Source organism: Stenotrophomonas sp. 22LJNL06-5-1, from assembly GCF_056861455.1.
On sequence record NZ_JBSPUE010000001.1, the window covers coordinates 527,211 to 542,862 of the forward strand.

General features: G+C 67.1%; 11 protein-coding genes and 1 pseudogene. 5 read left to right on the plus strand and 7 right to left on the minus strand.

Annotated elements, in window-relative coordinates; genetic code table 11:
- Positions 1 to 21: 21 nt before the first annotated feature.
- Positions 22 to 2,043, minus strand: coding sequence for an esterase/lipase family protein (locus tag AC13GF_RS02470; protein WP_483003101.1), 2,022 nt, complete (start codon positions 2,041 to 2,043; stop codon positions 22 to 24).
- Positions 2,043 to 3,017 carry an Lnb N-terminal periplasmic domain-containing protein gene (locus tag AC13GF_RS02475; protein WP_483003695.1) on the minus strand — a complete coding sequence of 325 codons (975 nt, stop codon included), beginning with the start codon at positions 3,015 to 3,017 and terminating at the stop codon, positions 2,043 to 2,045. Before AC13GF_RS02475 ends, AC13GF_RS02470 begins: the two co-directional genes overlap by 1 nt.
- 171 nt (positions 3,018 to 3,188) lie before the next feature.
- On the opposite strand from AC13GF_RS02475, the gene AC13GF_RS02480 reads away from it, so the two are divergent.
- On the plus strand, positions 3,189 to 3,593 hold the full coding sequence (locus AC13GF_RS02480) for a GFA family protein (protein ID WP_483003103.1): 405 nt from the start codon (positions 3,189 to 3,191) through the stop codon (positions 3,591 to 3,593).
- 271 nt (positions 3,594 to 3,864) lie between these two features.
- On the opposite strand, the gene AC13GF_RS02485 is transcribed toward AC13GF_RS02480, so the two are convergent.
- Positions 3,865 to 6,960, minus strand: coding sequence for an efflux RND transporter permease subunit (locus AC13GF_RS02485; RefSeq protein WP_483003104.1), 3,096 nt, complete (start codon positions 6,958 to 6,960; stop codon positions 3,865 to 3,867).
- 3 nt (positions 6,961 to 6,963) lie between these two features.
- The gene (locus tag AC13GF_RS02490) at positions 6,964 to 8,004 is read right to left on the minus strand and encodes an efflux RND transporter periplasmic adaptor subunit (RefSeq protein ID WP_483003105.1); all 1,041 of its coding nucleotides are present in this window, start codon (positions 8,002 to 8,004) and stop codon (positions 6,964 to 6,966) included.
- A 303-nt stretch (positions 8,005 to 8,307) separates the two neighbouring features.
- Between AC13GF_RS02490 and AC13GF_RS02495 the strand changes: the two genes are divergently transcribed.
- The 4 genes and pseudogenes from AC13GF_RS02495 to AC13GF_RS02510 all read left to right on the plus strand — a co-directional run.
- Complete coding sequence (locus AC13GF_RS02495) at positions 8,308 to 8,991, plus strand: response regulator transcription factor (RefSeq protein ID WP_126928577.1); 684 nt, start codon at positions 8,308 to 8,310, stop codon at positions 8,989 to 8,991.
- Positions 8,978 to 10,354: a sensor histidine kinase gene (locus AC13GF_RS02500; RefSeq protein ID WP_483003697.1), complete on the plus strand. Its 1,377-nt coding sequence runs from the start codon at positions 8,978 to 8,980 to the stop codon at positions 10,352 to 10,354. Before AC13GF_RS02495 ends, AC13GF_RS02500 begins: the two co-directional genes overlap by 14 nt.
- A 98-nt stretch (positions 10,355 to 10,452) precedes the next feature.
- A complete protein-coding gene (locus tag AC13GF_RS02505; RefSeq protein ID WP_483003107.1) occupies positions 10,453 to 12,546 on the plus strand; it encodes a TonB-dependent siderophore receptor in 2,094 nt (697 codons plus the stop codon).
- Positions 12,547 to 12,714 (plus strand): annotated as a pseudogene (locus AC13GF_RS02510) (LysR family transcriptional regulator); the annotation flags it as partial.
- A 13-nt stretch (positions 12,715 to 12,727) separates the two neighbouring features.
- On the opposite strand, the gene AC13GF_RS02515 reads toward AC13GF_RS02510, so the two are convergent.
- The 3 genes from AC13GF_RS02515 to AC13GF_RS02525 all read right to left on the minus strand — a co-directional run bounded on the left by AC13GF_RS02515 (position 12,728) and on the right by AC13GF_RS02525 (position 15,549).
- Positions 12,728 to 13,606: a LysR family transcriptional regulator gene (locus tag AC13GF_RS02515; protein WP_483003109.1), complete on the minus strand. Its 879-nt coding sequence runs from the start codon at positions 13,604 to 13,606 to the stop codon at positions 12,728 to 12,730.
- A gap of 38 nt (positions 13,607 to 13,644) precedes the next feature.
- On the minus strand, positions 13,645 to 14,526 hold the full coding sequence (locus tag AC13GF_RS02520; protein WP_483003111.1) for an SDR family NAD(P)-dependent oxidoreductase: 882 nt from the start codon (positions 14,524 to 14,526) through the stop codon (positions 13,645 to 13,647).
- 159 nt (positions 14,527 to 14,685) lie between these two features.
- Entirely contained in the window at positions 14,686 to 15,549 is an 864-nt protein-coding gene (locus AC13GF_RS02525; RefSeq protein WP_483003112.1) for a DMT family transporter, read from the minus strand.
- Positions 15,550 to 15,652 lie beyond the last annotated feature (103 nt).

Consider the following 15,652-nt stretch of genomic DNA (forward strand, 5'->3'; position numbering starts at 1 on the left):
ATTGCCGGCCAGCGGCCGGCACTAGCGGGGGCCAGTCCCCATGTCATCGATATCCCGATGCAGGATGCGCCGCACCTCCAGCACCGCCTGCGGGGTCTCCTGCACGCTGTGGCCGGAAATGATCACCTTCTCCGACAATGCACCCGGCAGGTGCGCGCTCCAGTACGGCACCAGCCCGTCATCGGATTTGTCCACCGGCAGTTCCGGTTTGCGCTGGGCGATGATCGAGTGGTACTTCAGGCCCGCTTCGATCGGCAGCTGTGCGGCGGCCTTCACGAACGGATCGCTGGCCTTGAGGTTGTCGATGCTGTTCGGGATCTTCGGCTTGGCGGTGCCGTCGACCTGCTGCTCGGCCTGCGCCAGTGCCATGAACACGTCCTCGAACTTGCCGAGGATGGTCAGCGGCAGGCGCACCAGGCGACCGATCAGGCGACCGACCTTGTTGCCGGCGATGTCGGTGCCCTGGTGCGGCGCGGCGATGAAGATCGCGCGTTCCACGTTCGGCTGCGCCTTGAAGTGCAGCAACGGCCCCAGCTTGTTTTGCACCCGCTTCAGCCGTTCACCCTTCAGATCGTAGTTGGCCAGCAGGTCGTTCCACAGCACGTCGCCCGAATCGCTCACCAGCAGCCGGGCCAGTACGCCGCCCATGCTGTGGCCGATGTAGACCATGTCCTTCGATGCGCGCGTGGTGCCGTTGGGGTCGAAATGCTTCAGCGTGTCGTTGAATGCATTGGCGATCTCGTAGCGGTTCAGCGCGATCGGCGCATTGGTCGGGTAATAGACCTGCCACACCTGGAACTGCTGGCGCAGCTCGGGATCGCCCATGATCTCGTTGGCCAGGTTCACCCAGGCTTCCGGGCTGCTGGCCAGGCCATGCAGCATGAAGATGATGCGGCGGTTCGGGTCCCACGGCTGCATCAGGTAGATGTGCGGTTCGCCGATGCCCTCACTCATGCCGAACAGGGTGCGCAGCGACTGCCGGGCGAAGCCACTCTGTGCCAGCCACAGGCCGTAGGCCGCAGTGAAGTTGCCGGCCAGCGGTACCTGCTCACCGTGCAGGGTGATGCGCTCGGTGGCTTCCGGCGAATAGGCATCCAGCTCGACCCGGCGCGTGCGCATCACGTCTTCCAGGCTGCTGCCCTCGAAGCGCAGCAGCGCGGTGACGTTGATCGAGGACATCTCACTGAACTCGGGCACCGAATCGTCATGCCGGTGGCGGCGGCCACGGCGCTCGCCGTCCTCATCGTCCGATGCCGTTTCGGCCTTCGGGCCGTCCGGCGCGATCACCGGCGCGACCAGCTTCGGTGGGTCCATCACCATCACCAGTTCGGCGCCGAAGCCATCGCGGCGATAGGTGCTGCGCAGGCCGACGAAGCTGACCGTTCCCGCCGGCACCAGCTGCGCGGGAATGCTCTTCAGGCCCAGCTGCTGGTAGTTGGAGGCCAGCGACCAGCTGCCGACCGTGAGCGGCTTCGTGTAGTCCTCGCCAGCCAGCGCAGCGGCGCGTGCGCGCACGAACAGCACCACCGCCGCCTTCTCGGCCGCGTAGTTGTAGTAGTCACGCACCTGCGTCTGGCGGTCCTCGAAGGCACGGTCGGACGGTGAGCGGCCGCTGTAGAACAGGTAGGCATAGGCATAGCGCGCGGCTTCCAGCCAGGCATCCAATGCCGCATCACTCATCGGCGGATCGCCGGCAGCCGTCTTCTTCGGCGTCATCGCCAGCGCGGCCTTCACCCACAGTTCGGACAGCGCCGACAGCCGCTGCTCGACATTGAGGTCATCGGTCATCAGCAGCGTGCTGCGGCAGACCAGGAAGTCCTTCTCGCACTGCGACTCGTCCAGCCCCGCCGCGCTGAGCGTTTCACGCGCGGCCGGGCTGAGCTTGCCGGTGTTGAGCACGTCCGCGCGCTTGTTGACCAGCGAATCGCTGGATTTGACCTGCTTGACGGTGACCATCGCGCAGCCGCTGCTGCCCAGCAGCAGGAAGGCGGCAAACAACACCGGCAGCAGGCGCTGCCAGCGGGTCAGAGAGAGTTGGCTCATTACTGCGGGTCCTGCTCGGTGCCGGGCACGCCCTGGCGGATCACGGTGGAGAAGTGGTCGCCGTCACCCAGGTCCAGTGCACGCTGGGTGATGCGGCCTTTGTCATGCAGCTCGGCGTACGGCACGCCCGGAGTGAGCGCGCCGACCTCCTGCGCGTACTCGGCCAGGTAACCGGACAGCAACAGGCGGTAATCCAGCGGCAGGCGCGGTGCGATGTGGCGGGCCAGGTCGAAGACGATCGTGGTGCAGTTGCTGGTCAACGTGTTGTAGAAGCCGGGCTTCGCATCCAGTTCGCGGGCCTGCGCGATGTACGCAGCGAACAGTTCCTTCAGCTGCGCGCGGTCCATGCCATGCAGGCGGTACAGGTAGACATCCTCGCCACGCGCGTTGGTGCGTGTGCGGATGATGTCGGTCTCCTCCGAAGCCACCAGGGTCATCTCGAACTTGCGGAAGAAGCCGCCCAGCGCCGAGAACGACTCACCGCGCTCCTTGCGGATCTCCAGCGAGAACACCACGTGGCGACCGTCCTCGAAGCCGAACGAGATCAGCGTGTGGGCGATGGCCGGGCCCATCCAGTACGACAGCACCAGGTCGGCCGAGCGCAGCTGGTCCAGGTCGTACTCGCGGCGCACCCAGTGTGCGTCGTAGTCGGTTTCGGTGCGCCAGCTGAAGTCACGCACGTTGTCCAGCACCACATGGCGGCCATCGAAGGACACCACGTGCAGGCGCTGGGCCACGTCATCGGCCCACAACCGGTCCTGGCGCGGGGTCAGCAGCAGCCACCACAGGCCGGCCAGTGCCAGCGATGCCCCGAACGCCAGACCCAGGCGGCGCGAGGCACGGCCCCGCGCGACCCGCCACGACGCCCACAGCGCAACCAGCAGCCACAGCCCGGCGACGCCGGTGGCCAGCCAGCCCGGCCCTGGCAACTGATAGGCCAGCAGCCCGGTCACCCACAGCGCCAGCAGCGCCATGGCACTTCCTGTCATCCATCGTCCTGCGGCTTTCACTGGCATCCTGTCGCGGTCTTGAAGCCGCATAGTTAGCCACAAGCGGGTTCACCGTGGCATCTACGGCCCGTTCAGGCAGGCCGGCGCACCGTCGGCGGCGGCCTCTGCGGCCAGATTCACCTCACAGGAGCAACGATGGGCATCACTTCCGTGGCCGGCGTTCCGGTCCAACCCCAGCACCGTGCGACCTGCCACTGCGGCACGGTCGAGCTGCTGCTGGACCTGCCGGACGGCATCGTCGATCCCCGCCGCTGCGACTGCTCGATGTGCCGGCGCCGTGGCGCCATTGCCGCCAGCGTCACCCGCCAGGGCCTGCAGGTGGTGCGCGGGCAGAATCACCTGCAGATGTACCAGTTCAACACCCATGTGGCCGAACACTACTTCTGCGGTGTGTGCGGCATCTACACCCATCACCGGCGCCGCTCCAACCCCGACCAGTACGGTTACAACGTGGCTTGCCTGGAGGGCATCGACCCGTTCGCACTGGGCATCATTCCAGTCAACGACGGGGTCAACCACCCGGCCGACCGCGGCGCCTAGTGGCGCGTGCGTCGCGGCGGCGCGGCGACCTTCTGCCAGGGGGCCATGCCGCTGCGCCCGGCCCGCACCGGGCGTTTCAACCAGGGCCGGCGCGGCGTCGCCTGCGGTTCGGCGGCGACCGGGGGAGGAACAGGTCTGCGGCCGGGCCAGAGATGATCGAGCAGCCACATGGCAGGTCTCCGTGGGGGACGGGGACGCTCTACGCTACCGATGGCCCGGCAAAGGACGGGTGAGGGCCTCGCTGCAGCCAGATGACAGCCGGCACCGGCCATCAGGCCGGCGCACGGCCCAGGCGGCGCACCAGTACGAAGAACAGCGGCACCAGCACCACCGCCAGCACCGTGCCGGACACCATGCCGCCGATTACGCTCATGCCAATCTCACGGCGACTGACCGCACCGGCACCGGTGGCCAACGCCAACGGAATCACACCGGCCACAAAGGCCAATGACGTCATCACGATCGGGCGCAGGCGCAGGCGTGCGCCCTGCAGCGCCGCCTCCACCGCAGAACTGCCGGCGCGATAGCGGGCTTCGGCAAACTCAACGATCAGGATCGCATTCTTCGCCGACAGTCCGATGGTGGTCAGCAGCCCCACCTGGAAGTAGATGTCATTGACGAAGCCTGCCGCCGTGGTCGCCAGCACGGTACCGATCACGCCCAAGGGAATCACCAGCACCACCGCCACCGGTACCGTCCAGCTCTCATAGAGCGCGGCCAGGCACAGGAAGATGAAGGCAATCGAGGCGGTGTACAGCCACAATGTCTGGTTGCTGGCCAATTGTTCCTGGTAGGACAGGCCACTCCACTGCAGGTCGAACCCGGGTTGATCGGCAACCAGCGCCTGCATGCGCTGCATCGCTTCGCCCGAACTGCGCCCTTCAGCGGCGCTGCCCTGGATCTGCATTGCCGGCAGGCCGTTGAAGCGCTGCTGCAGCTGCGGCCCGCGCGCCCAGTGGCTGCTGGCGAAGCTGGCAAACGACGCCATCTGGCCATTGCCACCGCGCACATACCACTGGCCGATGTCGTCGGGCATACTGCGGTACGGCTGGTCGCCCTGCATGTAGACCCGCTTGACCCGGCCACGGTCGAGGAAGTCGTTGATGTAGCTGCCGCCCCAGGCAGCAGACAGGGTTGAGTTGATGTCGGCCTGGGACAGGCCCAGCGCACTGGCCTGGGCATGGTCGATGTCCAGCCGCAGTTCGGCCTTGTCACCCAGGCCGTTCAGGCGCACCGAGGTGAGCCCATCGTCCTCGCCGGCCGCGCGCACCACCTGCTCCTGCGCCGCCTGCAACGCCACGCGCCCGGCAGCACTGGTGTCCTGCAACCACAGTTCGAAGCCGCTGGACTGACCCAGGCCGCGCACCGCCGGCGGTGCCAGTACATTGACCTTGGCATCCGGCAAGCTGCGGAAGTAGGCATTGGCACGCGTGATGATCGCCGCAGCGGTGTTGTCGCCCGTGCGTTCGTCCCACGGCTTGAGCGCGAGGAAGCCCTGGCCGGCGTTCTGGCCGGTGCCGGCATTGTTGCGGCCGACCACCACGAACACCACGTCAAGGTTCTGCTTCTCGTGCTGCATGAAGTAGCGGCTGATCTGCTCGCCCAGCGCTTCGGTACGCGCCATTGGCGTGCCCTCCGGCGTGGAGAACTGGAAGGTCACCTGGCCCTGGTCTTCCACCGGCAGGAAGCCGGTGGGCATGCGCGCGTACAGCGCGACCATGGCGACCACCAGCAGCAGGTAGAACGCCATCCAGCGCCGCGGCCGGGTAACGACGCCCCCCAGCTTTCCCTGGTAGGCCAACTGGCTGCGCTCGACACCCCGGTTGAACGCCCTGAAGAATCGGCCCTGCGGCTTCTGCGCCGAAGATGGCTTGAGCAGGGTCGCGCACAGCGCCGGGGTCAGCGTCAGCGCGACCAGCGCCGACAGCGCCATTGCCGAAGCAATGGTGATCGAGAACTGCCGGTAGATGATGCCGGTGGAACCACCGAACAGGGCCATCGGCAGGAACACCGCGCCCAGCACCACGGTGATGCCGATCAACGCGCCGGTGATCTCGCCCATCGATCTTTCGGTCGCTTCGCGTGGCGGCAGATGCTCGTCGTGGATGATGCGCTCCACGTTCTCCACCACCACGATGGCATCGTCGACCAGCAGGCCGATCGCCAGCACCATCGCGAACAAGGTCAGCGTATTGATGGTGAATCCGGCAACGGCCAGCACGCCGAAGGTGCCCAGCAGCACCACCGGCACCGTGATCGCCGGGATCAACGTGGCACGCAGGTTCTGCAGGAACAGGAACATCACCACCACCACCAGCACTATGGCTTCGATGAGGGTATGGATGACCCCCTCGATCGAGACCCGCACGAACGGTGTGCTGTCACGCGGATAGGCCACCTGCAGCCCCGGCGGGAAGGTCGGCCGCAGCCGTTCGATCTCCGCGCGCACCGCATCGGCAGTAGCCAGTGCATTGGCACCGGAGGCCAGGGTCACCGAGAAGCCGGCCGCCGGATAACCGTTGAGATAGCTGCTGGTCTGGTAGTTCTCCGCGCCGATCTCGACCCGTGCAACGTCGCCCAGCAACACCGCCGCGCCACTGGGAAGCGTACGAAGGATGATCGCGCGGAACTGTTCCGGCGTCTGCAGGCGCGACTGCGCGGTGACCGTGGCGTTGAGGCTCTGCGTCGGACTGGACGGCATCGCGCCCAGCTCACCCGCCGTCACCTGCGTGTTCTGCGCCTGGATCGCAGTACGCACGTCCGCCGGCATCAGGTCGTAGGCACGCAGCTTGTGCGGGTCCAGCCACACGCGCATCGCATAGGCCGAACCGAACACGTTGATCTCGCCAACGCCGGGAATGCGGCTGATCGGGTCCTGTACGTTGCTGACCAGGAAGTCGGAGACGTCCACGCGTTCCATGCGCCGGCTGGTGTCGTACAGCGAGACCACCATCAGCGAATCGCCCTGCGACTTGGCCACGGTCACGCCCTGCTGCTGCACTTCCTGCGGCAGCCGGTTGATGGCCTGGTTGACGCTGTTCTGCACCTGGACCTGGGCGATATCCGGGTTCGCGCTCTGGTCGAAGGTGACCGTGATCCGCGCCTGGCCCGACGACGAACTGGTGGAAGAGAAGTACAGCAGGTGGTCGATGCCCTTGATCTGCTGCTCGATCACCTGGGTGACGCTGTCTTCCACCGTCTGCGCCGAAGCGCCGGTGTAGTTGGCGGTGATGTTGACCTGCGGCGGCGCGATGTCCGGGTACTGTTCGACCGGCAGCTGGCTGACGGCAATCGCGCCGAAGGCCATGATGCAGATCGCCAGCACCCAGGCGAACACCGGGCGATGGATGAAGAAACGCGGCAACATGGCTCAGCCCTTCCCGGCCGCTGCCGGCACGGCTGCCGGCGCGGGCTTCACCTGTACCGCCATGCCATCGGAGAGCCCCTGTGCGCCGGCCACCACCACCCGTTCACCGGCGGCGATGCCATCCAGCACCAGCCACTGGTCGCCGATCGCGCGGGCGGTACGGAACAGGCGCAGCTTTGCCTTGCCGCCGTCATCCACCACCCACACCTGCGCCTCGCCCTTCGGGCTGCGGTCCACCGCCGACTGCGGCACCAGCAGCGCCTGCCGCTGCGTACCCTGCCCCACCTGCGCCCGCACGTACATGCCCGGCAGCAGTTGCCCGGCGGGATTGGGGAAACGTGCCCGCAGGGTGATGCTGCCGGTTTCCTGCTGCACGTCGATATCGGCAAATTCCAGGGTACCGGGCAACGGATACGCACTGCCATCGGACAGGCGCAGCCGCACCGCGGCGGTGGTGGCCTGCACGCCACCGTCGGCGATCGCGCGGCGCAAGGCCAGGTACTCGTTGCTGGACTGGGTGATGTCCACGTTCATCGGGTCGACCTGCTGGATCCGCGCCAGCGGGTCGGCCTGGCCGGAGGTGACCAGTGCGCCCGGCGTGAACAGCGCACGACCGATGCGCCCGGCAATCGGCGCGGTAACCGTGGCAAAACCAAGCCGCGTACGCGCGGTATCGAGGCTCGCCTGTGCCGCCTGCACCGCGGCTGCGGCCTGCTGCCCACTGGCAATGGCGTCGTCCACGTCCTGGCGCGCGGCCAGCTGCTCGCCGCCCAGCGCCTGCATCCGCTGCGCGCGCAGGCGTGCGGTGACTGCCGCCGCTTCGGCGGTTTTCAGGTTGGCCTGGGCCTGGTTCAGTGCCGCCTGGTACAGGGCCGGCTCGATCTGGAACAAGGGCTGCCCGGCACGCACGGTTTCGCCTTCTTCGAACAGGCGTTTCACCAGCACGCCATCCACCTGCGGACGCACGTCCGACTCCTGCGATGCGATGGTCCGCCCCGGCAGCTCCTGTTCCATCGCCAGCGGCCTTTCCAGCAGTGTCAGCACTTCCACCTCGTGAAGCCTGCCGGCCGTCTTGGGCGCCTCCTTGCCGCAGGCCGTCAACAGGCCGAGCAGAATGAGCGCAAGCAGCAGGGGCCGCCGGAGCCGCGGTGGCCGGGCATGTCGTGGCAAGGGGGTGTGCAGGAGATTCATCGGGTGCCGGGATTCCGCGCGCCGGGGGGAGACGCTCGGCGCCGAATATAGAAGACCCGTGCGCGGAATCCGGCGAATCGCGCATGAAACATTTTTCATTTGCAGTCACCGCGAACGGTTGCGAGGATGGCAGCCATCCAACCTGCACACTGGCCCATGCCGCGCGTACTCACCATCGAGGACGACCTTGTCACTGCGGAGGAAATCGCAACCGAGCTGCGCAGCCATGGCTTCGAGGTCGACGTTGCCGTTGATGGCACCGCCGGCCTCGCGTTGGCGCGTGCAGGCGACTACGCGGTGATCACCCTGGACCGCATGCTGCCCGGCATAGATGGCCTGGCATTGGTCACTGCGCTGCGGCGCGAAGGTATCGTCACCCCCGTACTGATGATCAGCGCGCTGTCGGACGTGGACGAGCGCGTGCGCGGCCTGCGTGCAGGCGGCGACGACTACCTGACCAAGCCGTTCGCCTCCGATGAGATGGCGGCCCGCGTGGAGGTATTGATCCGCCGCCGCAACCCGTCCGGCCCTGCTGACAGTGTCCTGCGCGCCGGCGACCTCGAACTGGATCTGATGACCCGTTCGGCCCGGCGTGGCGGGCAGGAGATCAGCCTGCTGCCGACCGAGTTCAAGCTGCTCGAATTCCTGGTCCGCAATGCCGGCCAGGTGGTCACCCGCAGCATGCTGTTCCAGGAAGTCTGGGGCTATCACTTCGACCCCGGCACCAACCTGATCGACGTCCACATCGGCCGCGTGCGCAAACGCATCGAGCAGCCGGGCCGCCCGCAACCCATCACCACCGTACGTGGAACCGGCTATGTCTTCGATGCGCAATCCTGACCAGTGGCGCTCGTCCAGCAGCCGCCTGCTCGGGTTGTACTGCATCCTGTTCGTGGCCTGGTCGAGCCTGCTGCTGGGCGTGATGTACTGGCGCATCTCGGACTATCTCAATGACCTGACCGAATCCGGGCTGCAGCAGCGTGCCCATCTGTTCATGGCATTCGACGGCCAGGCACTGGACGATGCATTGCGCGACAGCCAGCGCTTCGACCTGCACCAGGTGTACACCTACGGGCTGTTCGACAGCCGCGGCTCGCCCAAGGGCGGCACGCTGATCGCCATTCCCGACGGACTACCGCTGGATGGCCGCTCGCATCCGGTACAGGGCTGGACGCTGGCCGGAGGCCGGCACGACAGCGGCGGCAATGCGCTGGGCATGGTGACCCGGGATGGGCGGACGCTGGTGTTCGTCCGCCAGAACGGCAAGCTCACCGCCGTCAACAGCATCATCCTCGATGCGCTGTTGTGGGGCGTATCGCTGACCGTCATTCCCGGCCTGGCCGGATGGCATCTGCTGCGCCGGCGGCCCTTGAAGCGGATCCAGCAGATCGAAGCCGCCACCAACCGCATCGTGGCCGGTGACCTCGGTCAACGCCTGCCGGTATCCAACCGTCGCGACGAGATCGATCGGCTGTCGAGCATCGTCAATGCCATGCTGGAACGCATCGAACAGCTGATGACCGAGGTCAAAGGCGTGTGCGACAGCATCGCCCACGATCTGCGCACCCCGCTCACCCGCCTGCGCGCGCATCTGTACCGCATGCGCGTCGGCCTGGACGAGCAGGATCCGCATGCCGACCCGCTGGACAAGGCACTGGCGGAAACGGACATGCTGATGGCGCGCTTCACCGCGCTGCTGCGGGTGTCCGAACTGGAAAGCCACCAGCGGCGTTCGGCCTTCGACGAGGTCGACGTTGCCGAGCTGCTGCAGGAACTGCACCAGTTCTACCTGCCACTGGCCGAAGAGAAGCAGCAGTTGCTGGAGCTGCAGGTGGAGCCACAGGTGGGCCTGCTGCGTGGCGACCGTGAACTGTTGTTCGAAGCGGTGGCGAACCTGCTGTCCAACGCCCTGCAGTTCACCCCTGCGCACGGCCGTATCCTGCTGCGTGCGGTCGATGATCACGGCGCGCCGAGGATCGATGTGATCGACAACGGGCCCGGCATCCCGCCGCAGGACCGCACGCTGATCTACCAGCGCTTCTTCCGAGGCAGCAGCAGCGCCGGCCAGGGGCCGGGATTCGGCCTGGGCCTGTCGATCGTGGCCGCCATTGCCGGCCTCCACGGCTTCCGGCTGCGCGCGGGCAGCGCCCCGGGCGGTGGCGCCTGGCTGAGCATCCGCGGCGCCTCGGACGGCCTGCCCTGACATCCACCTCGGGCACTCAATCGCACTTGGGAATCATTTGTATTTGCGGACAGGCATCCGGATAATCCGCCGTCACCGCCCTTCCCGGATTCCTGACGATGCCCGCCCTGTCGCCGCGCCGCCCGCTGCTGTACACGCTCGCCCTGCCCACCCTGCTGGCCTCGGCCATCGCCCAGGCCCAGGACAACCCAGCGGCACGTACCCTGGACAAGGTGACCGTGGTGGCCGAGCGGGCCAGCACCGCGACCAAGACCGACACCGCCCTGACCGAGACGCCGCAGGCGATCAGCGTGGTCACCCAGCAGCTGTTCACCGACCGCGGTGCACACAACCTGCAGGAAGTGCTGCGCTACAGCGCTGGCGTCACCGCCGATGCCTGGGGCCTGGATACCCGCAACGATGCGACCTCCGTACGCGGCCTGGACCCGGTGCAGTACCAGGATGGCCTGCGCCGCAGCTACGGCTTCAGCCCCCTCGCCCGCCCGGAGATCTACGGCCTGGAACGCGTGGAAGTACTGCGCGGCCCGTCTTCGGTGCTGTACGGTGCCGGCGCCACCGGCGGCATCATCAATGCGATGAGCAAGCGCCCGACCTTCGACGCCCTCAGGGGCGAGGTCGGCGTGCAGCTCGGCAGCTTCGACCGCAGGCAGCTGCAGGGTGACATCGGCGGCGCCTTGAACGATGCCGGTACGGTTGCCGGACGCTTCGTCGGGCTGGTGCGTGAATCGAACATGCAGACCGATGTACTCAACGACGACCGCATCTACCTGGCACCCTCGATCAGCTGGCGCGGCGAACGCAGCACGCTGACCCTGCTGGCCAGCTACCAGCACGACAGGACCGGCTCCAGCCAGCAGTTCCTGCCGCTGGCAGCGACCCTGCTGGCGCCGCCAGGCCGTCGCCTGGACACCTCCACCTTCATCGGCCACCCCGGCTTTGATCGCATCGATTCGCGCGTCTACAGCCTGACCGCGCTGTTCGACCACAGCTTCAATGATGTGCTGAGTCTGCGCTCGGCGGTGCGCTACATCGATGGCAGGACCACCCTGCAGCAGATGTACGTGGACAGCTACAGCAATCCGGCAGATCCCTTCATCGACGCCGACCGCCGCGTGGTCAACCGCACCGCCTACGGCACCCGCCCCGACGTGCAGATCTTCAGCGCCGACAATGCGCTGCAGTTCGACTTCGCCACCGGTGCCTTCCAGCATCTGCTGCTGGCCGGCGTGGACTACAGCCAATACAAGGAGCAGCTGCAGCGGCTGGACGCCACCGGCACGCCGATCGACATCTACACCCCGGTATCGGTCGCACCGATCGTGCGTGGCTGGAATCGACAGCCGGACCAGACCTCCACCCAGCTGGGTGTCTATGTGCAGGACCAGATCCGCTGGGCCGACCGCGTCTCGTTGGTACTGGGCGCGCGCCGCGACCATGCACGCTCCAGGACCGAAGGCCAACCCAGCCAGACCGACAACGCCACCACCTACCGCGCCGGCCTGATCGGTGACCTCGGCGCGGGAGTATCACCCTACCTGAGCTACAGCGAATCGTTCCTCCCGGTCACTGGCCAGGACCTGTTCGGCCAGGCCTTCAAGCCGATGCGCGGCCGCCAGAGCGAGGCCGGCATCAAGTGGCAACCGGCACGCAACCTGCTGCTGACGATGGCGGCATACCGCATCACAGAAACCAACCGGCAGACCAACGACCCGGACAACGTATTGAACGTGGTGCAGACCGGGCAGATCCGCTCCAAGGGCGTGGAACTGGAAGGCCAGTTCCAGTTCACCAACGACCTGACGATCACCGCCGCCGTTGCGCGCAACGAGGCCGAGGTCAGCCGCAGCAACTTCGCGCTGGAAGTGGGCCAGCGCCTCAACGACACCCCACAGGACCTGGCCTCGGCCTGGGTATCCAAGGGCTTCCAGCTGGACGATGCCGCACGCCTGCGCCTGGGCCTGGGCGTGCGCCATGTCGGCAACACGGTGTCGCTGGGCAATGGCGGACGCATCATCACTCCCAGCTACACGCTGGCCGATGCGTTGGTGGAAGTGCAGGTGACCGACTGGACGATGGCATTGAACATCACCAACCTCACCGACAAGCGCTACTACGCCCCGTGCCGCACGTTTGGCGACTGCTTCGCCGGCTACCCGCGCGTGGTGACCGGCACCATCAGCTATCGGTTCTGAGCATTGCCAGCGCTGACCGACGGCCGCCTGCAGCGGGTACTGCCAGCACTGCCCACGCATCAGGGGCAGTTCTCGTTGCTATGGCCCGGTGGGCGCCATCCCAGTGCACGCCTGCGGGTGTTCATCGACTATGCCGTTGCCAACCTGTTCCGCGACGATGAGGCGTAGCGGATCCACAGAATCAGTTCGCACCCGCCGTCTGCAGGAAATTGCCCAGCACCGGCGACGTTGGTTCCGGGCGCACGCAGAACTGCAGGGCGAAGCGGGCGGCTTCGCCCTCCAGCACGCGATAGGCGATTTCCTGCGGGCGGAAGCTGGCCATGCTGGCCGGGACGATCGCCACGCCGGCGTCCACCGCCACCAGCGACAACACCGCGTGCATGCCCTGCGCTTCCTGCACCACGCGCGGGGTGAAGCCCGCCGCGGTGCACAGGCCCAGCACCTGTGCGTGGAAGCCGATGCCCTCGCCCGCCGGCCATGAAACGAACGGTTCGTCGGCCAGCATCGCCACACTGACCTCCGGCGCGTCGGCCAGCGCATGAGCGCGCGGCAGCGCGATGGCCAGGCGGTCATGGTCGAAATCGTGCAGCACCAGCTCGGCGGCGGGAATCGGCGGAATCAGCACGCCGACGTCGATGCGCTGCTCACGTAGCCACAGTTGCTGCTGGCGCGACGTGGCTTCCTGCAGGTGCAGCTGAACGTGCGGGTAGATCTGGCGGAAGCGGCGGATCAAGCCCGGCAGGCGACCATACAGCGCACTGCCCACATAGCCCACGCGCAGGCTGCCGGACTGCCCGGCGGCGGCTTCGCGCGTGCGCTGCAACGCCTGCTCGGCCTGCTGCAGCGTTGTCCGCGCCTCCACCAGCAGCGTCTGCCCGGCCACGGTCAGGCCCAGGGTACGGTTGCCGCGCACGATGAGTTCACTTCCGAGTTCGTCTTCCAGCCGTCGTATTGCCGCCGTCAACGGCGGCTGCGACATGTGCAGGCGGGCTGCGGCACGGTGGAAATGCAGCTCTTCGGCCACGGCCACGAACTGGCGAAGCAGGCGCAGGTCGATCATCTCGATGCAGGCAGTGGGAACCCGCCTAGGGTACGCCCTCAGCTGCGCGCGTCCACGCTGGCGCGGGCAATGGCTGGCCATTGCAGTGCGACCGATTCGATGCTGTCGGCACTGACCGCACGCAGATCGCGCGGATACGCCACGTGCTCGGCCTCCTGCAGTCGCAGTGCATGGAACTGCCCGTTGCTGGCGCGCAGCACCCATCCGCCCTCGTGGCAGCGCGTGGATGCAAGATAGGCCACGCCCTGCGCGACTGCATCCGGATGCAGTTCGTCGGGCTCGCCGTCGATGCCCCACATGCGGGTCTTCGCCACCGGCGAAACCGCGTTGACCACGATGCCATGCTCGGCGCCTTCCAGCGCCAGCACATTGACCAGGCCGAGCGCGGCCAGTTTGCCCATCGCGTAGGCCGCCAGTCCGCGCTGTGCGTACTGCGGATACAGCGCGCGATCGGAGGTGGTGATGACGATGCGTCCACCGCCGGCCGAGCGCATCGCGGGCCACGCCGCCTGCGCCAGCCACAGCGGCGTCTTCGCGGCCAGGCACAGCATCTGTTCCAGCGCCTCGTCCTCGATCGCTTCCAGCGCTTGGTACTCGACCCAGCCCGCGTTGTGGATCAGGAAGTCGATGCGGCCGTGCGCCTGCAGCAGTTCCTGCACCAGCGCATGGCAACCAGCGCGATGGTCGATGGGACCGCTTGCGGCCTGTACCGGCAAACCCTGCCGCTGCAGCGCTTCGACGCTGCGCAGGATGCGCTGTGGATCGGCGCCGCGGCCGTCGGTACCGGCGCCGACATCATGCATCAGCACCTGCGCACCGCGCTCGGCCAGCAGGCGGCTGTAGGCCAGGCCCAACCCACCCGCGGCACCGGTCACCAGGCCCACCTGGCCCTCAAAGAAAATACGAGAAATTGGCTGCATCGGCACAGCTTCGGCCAAGCGCACTGCACTCGGCCAATACCGTTGACCACCGCGCACGATACGCCCGCGCTATCACCGAAAAAGGGGACGGAGGGGATTAAGTCGCTTCCGGCACATAAGGGGCAATAGCGACTTAATCCCCTCCGTCCCCTTTTTCGTTCAGCGGCTGAAGCGGCGTGCGCCGGCGACGCAGATCACCGCGACCACGGTCACCAGCACCATGCTGAGGCTGACCGATTCATGCAGCAGCAGCGCGGCCAGGGCCAGGCCGAAGAAGGGCTGTAGCAGCTGCAGCTGGCCGACGGCGGCGATACCGCCCTGGGCCAGCCCGCGGTACCAGAACAGGAAGCCGATCAGCATGCTGAACACCGCAACGTAGCCCAGCGCCCACCATGCCGAGGCATCGACCGCGGTGAAGGAGGCCGGGCGCATCAGCACTGTCAGCGGCAGCATCACCGGCAAGGCCAGCAGCAGCGCCCAGCTGATCACCTGCCAGCCGCCCAGGTGGCGGGCGAGCCGACCGCCCTCGGCATAGCCCAGCCCGCACACCATAATCGCCGCCAGCATCAGCAGGTCAGCCTGCAGCGAGGCCTCGATGCCGTTGCGCACCGCATAGCCGACCACGCAGGCACTGCCCAGCAACGAAAACAGCCAGAAGGCCGGGCGCGGTCGATCGCCACCGCGCAGCACGCCGAACACCGCAGTGCTCAGTGGCAACAGCCCGAGGAACACGATGGTGTGTGCCGACGACGCATGCCGCAGGGCGAGCGCGGTCAACAGCGGAAAGCCGACCACCACCCCGAGGCTGACCACTACCAGCCCGGGCAGGTCATTGCGCCGCGGCCACGGCTGGCGCAGCAGAAGGAGCAGGCCAAGGCCGAGCACGGCGGCAATGGTGGCGCGTGCAGCAGTGACGAATCCGGCGTCCAGCTGCAGCACCGCCAGGCGGGTGGCCGGCAGGGAGCCAGCGAAGATCACCACACCGATGAAGCCATTGATCCAACCACTCGCCGACCGTTCCACGCCTGTACTCCTGAAGGTGCCGGACGATGCCCGGCTGGACCTGTATGGAAGCATCCAGCGCGGGACGACCCCAGCTACAATCCAGTACAGTCGCAAGTAACTG

Coding starts and splice junctions, on each gene's coding strand:
- AC13GF_RS02520 (WP_483003111.1), bottom strand. CDS start 14,526: ATGCAGCCAATTTCTCGTATTTTCTTTGAGGGCCAGGTGGGCCTGGTG.
- AC13GF_RS02500 (WP_483003697.1), top strand. CDS start 8,978: ATGCGCAATCCTGACCAGTGGCGCTCGTCCAGCAGCCGCCTGCTCGGG.
- AC13GF_RS02485 (WP_483003104.1), bottom strand. CDS start 6,960: ATGTTGCCGCGTTTCTTCATCCATCGCCCGGTGTTCGCCTGGGTGCTG.
- AC13GF_RS02480 (WP_483003103.1), top strand. CDS start 3,189: ATGGGCATCACTTCCGTGGCCGGCGTTCCGGTCCAACCCCAGCACCGT.
- AC13GF_RS02505 (WP_483003107.1), top strand. CDS start 10,453: ATGCCCGCCCTGTCGCCGCGCCGCCCGCTGCTGTACACGCTCGCCCTG.
- AC13GF_RS02470 (WP_483003101.1), bottom strand. CDS start 2,043: ATGAGCCAACTCTCTCTGACCCGCTGGCAGCGCCTGCTGCCGGTGTTG.
- AC13GF_RS02515 (WP_483003109.1), bottom strand. CDS start 13,606: ATGATCGACCTGCGCCTGCTTCGCCAGTTCGTGGCCGTGGCCGAAGAG.
- AC13GF_RS02495 (WP_126928577.1), top strand. CDS start 8,308: ATGCCGCGCGTACTCACCATCGAGGACGACCTTGTCACTGCGGAGGAA.
- AC13GF_RS02475 (WP_483003695.1), bottom strand. CDS start 3,017: ATGGCGCTGCTGGCGCTGTGGGTGACCGGGCTGCTGGCCTATCAGTTG.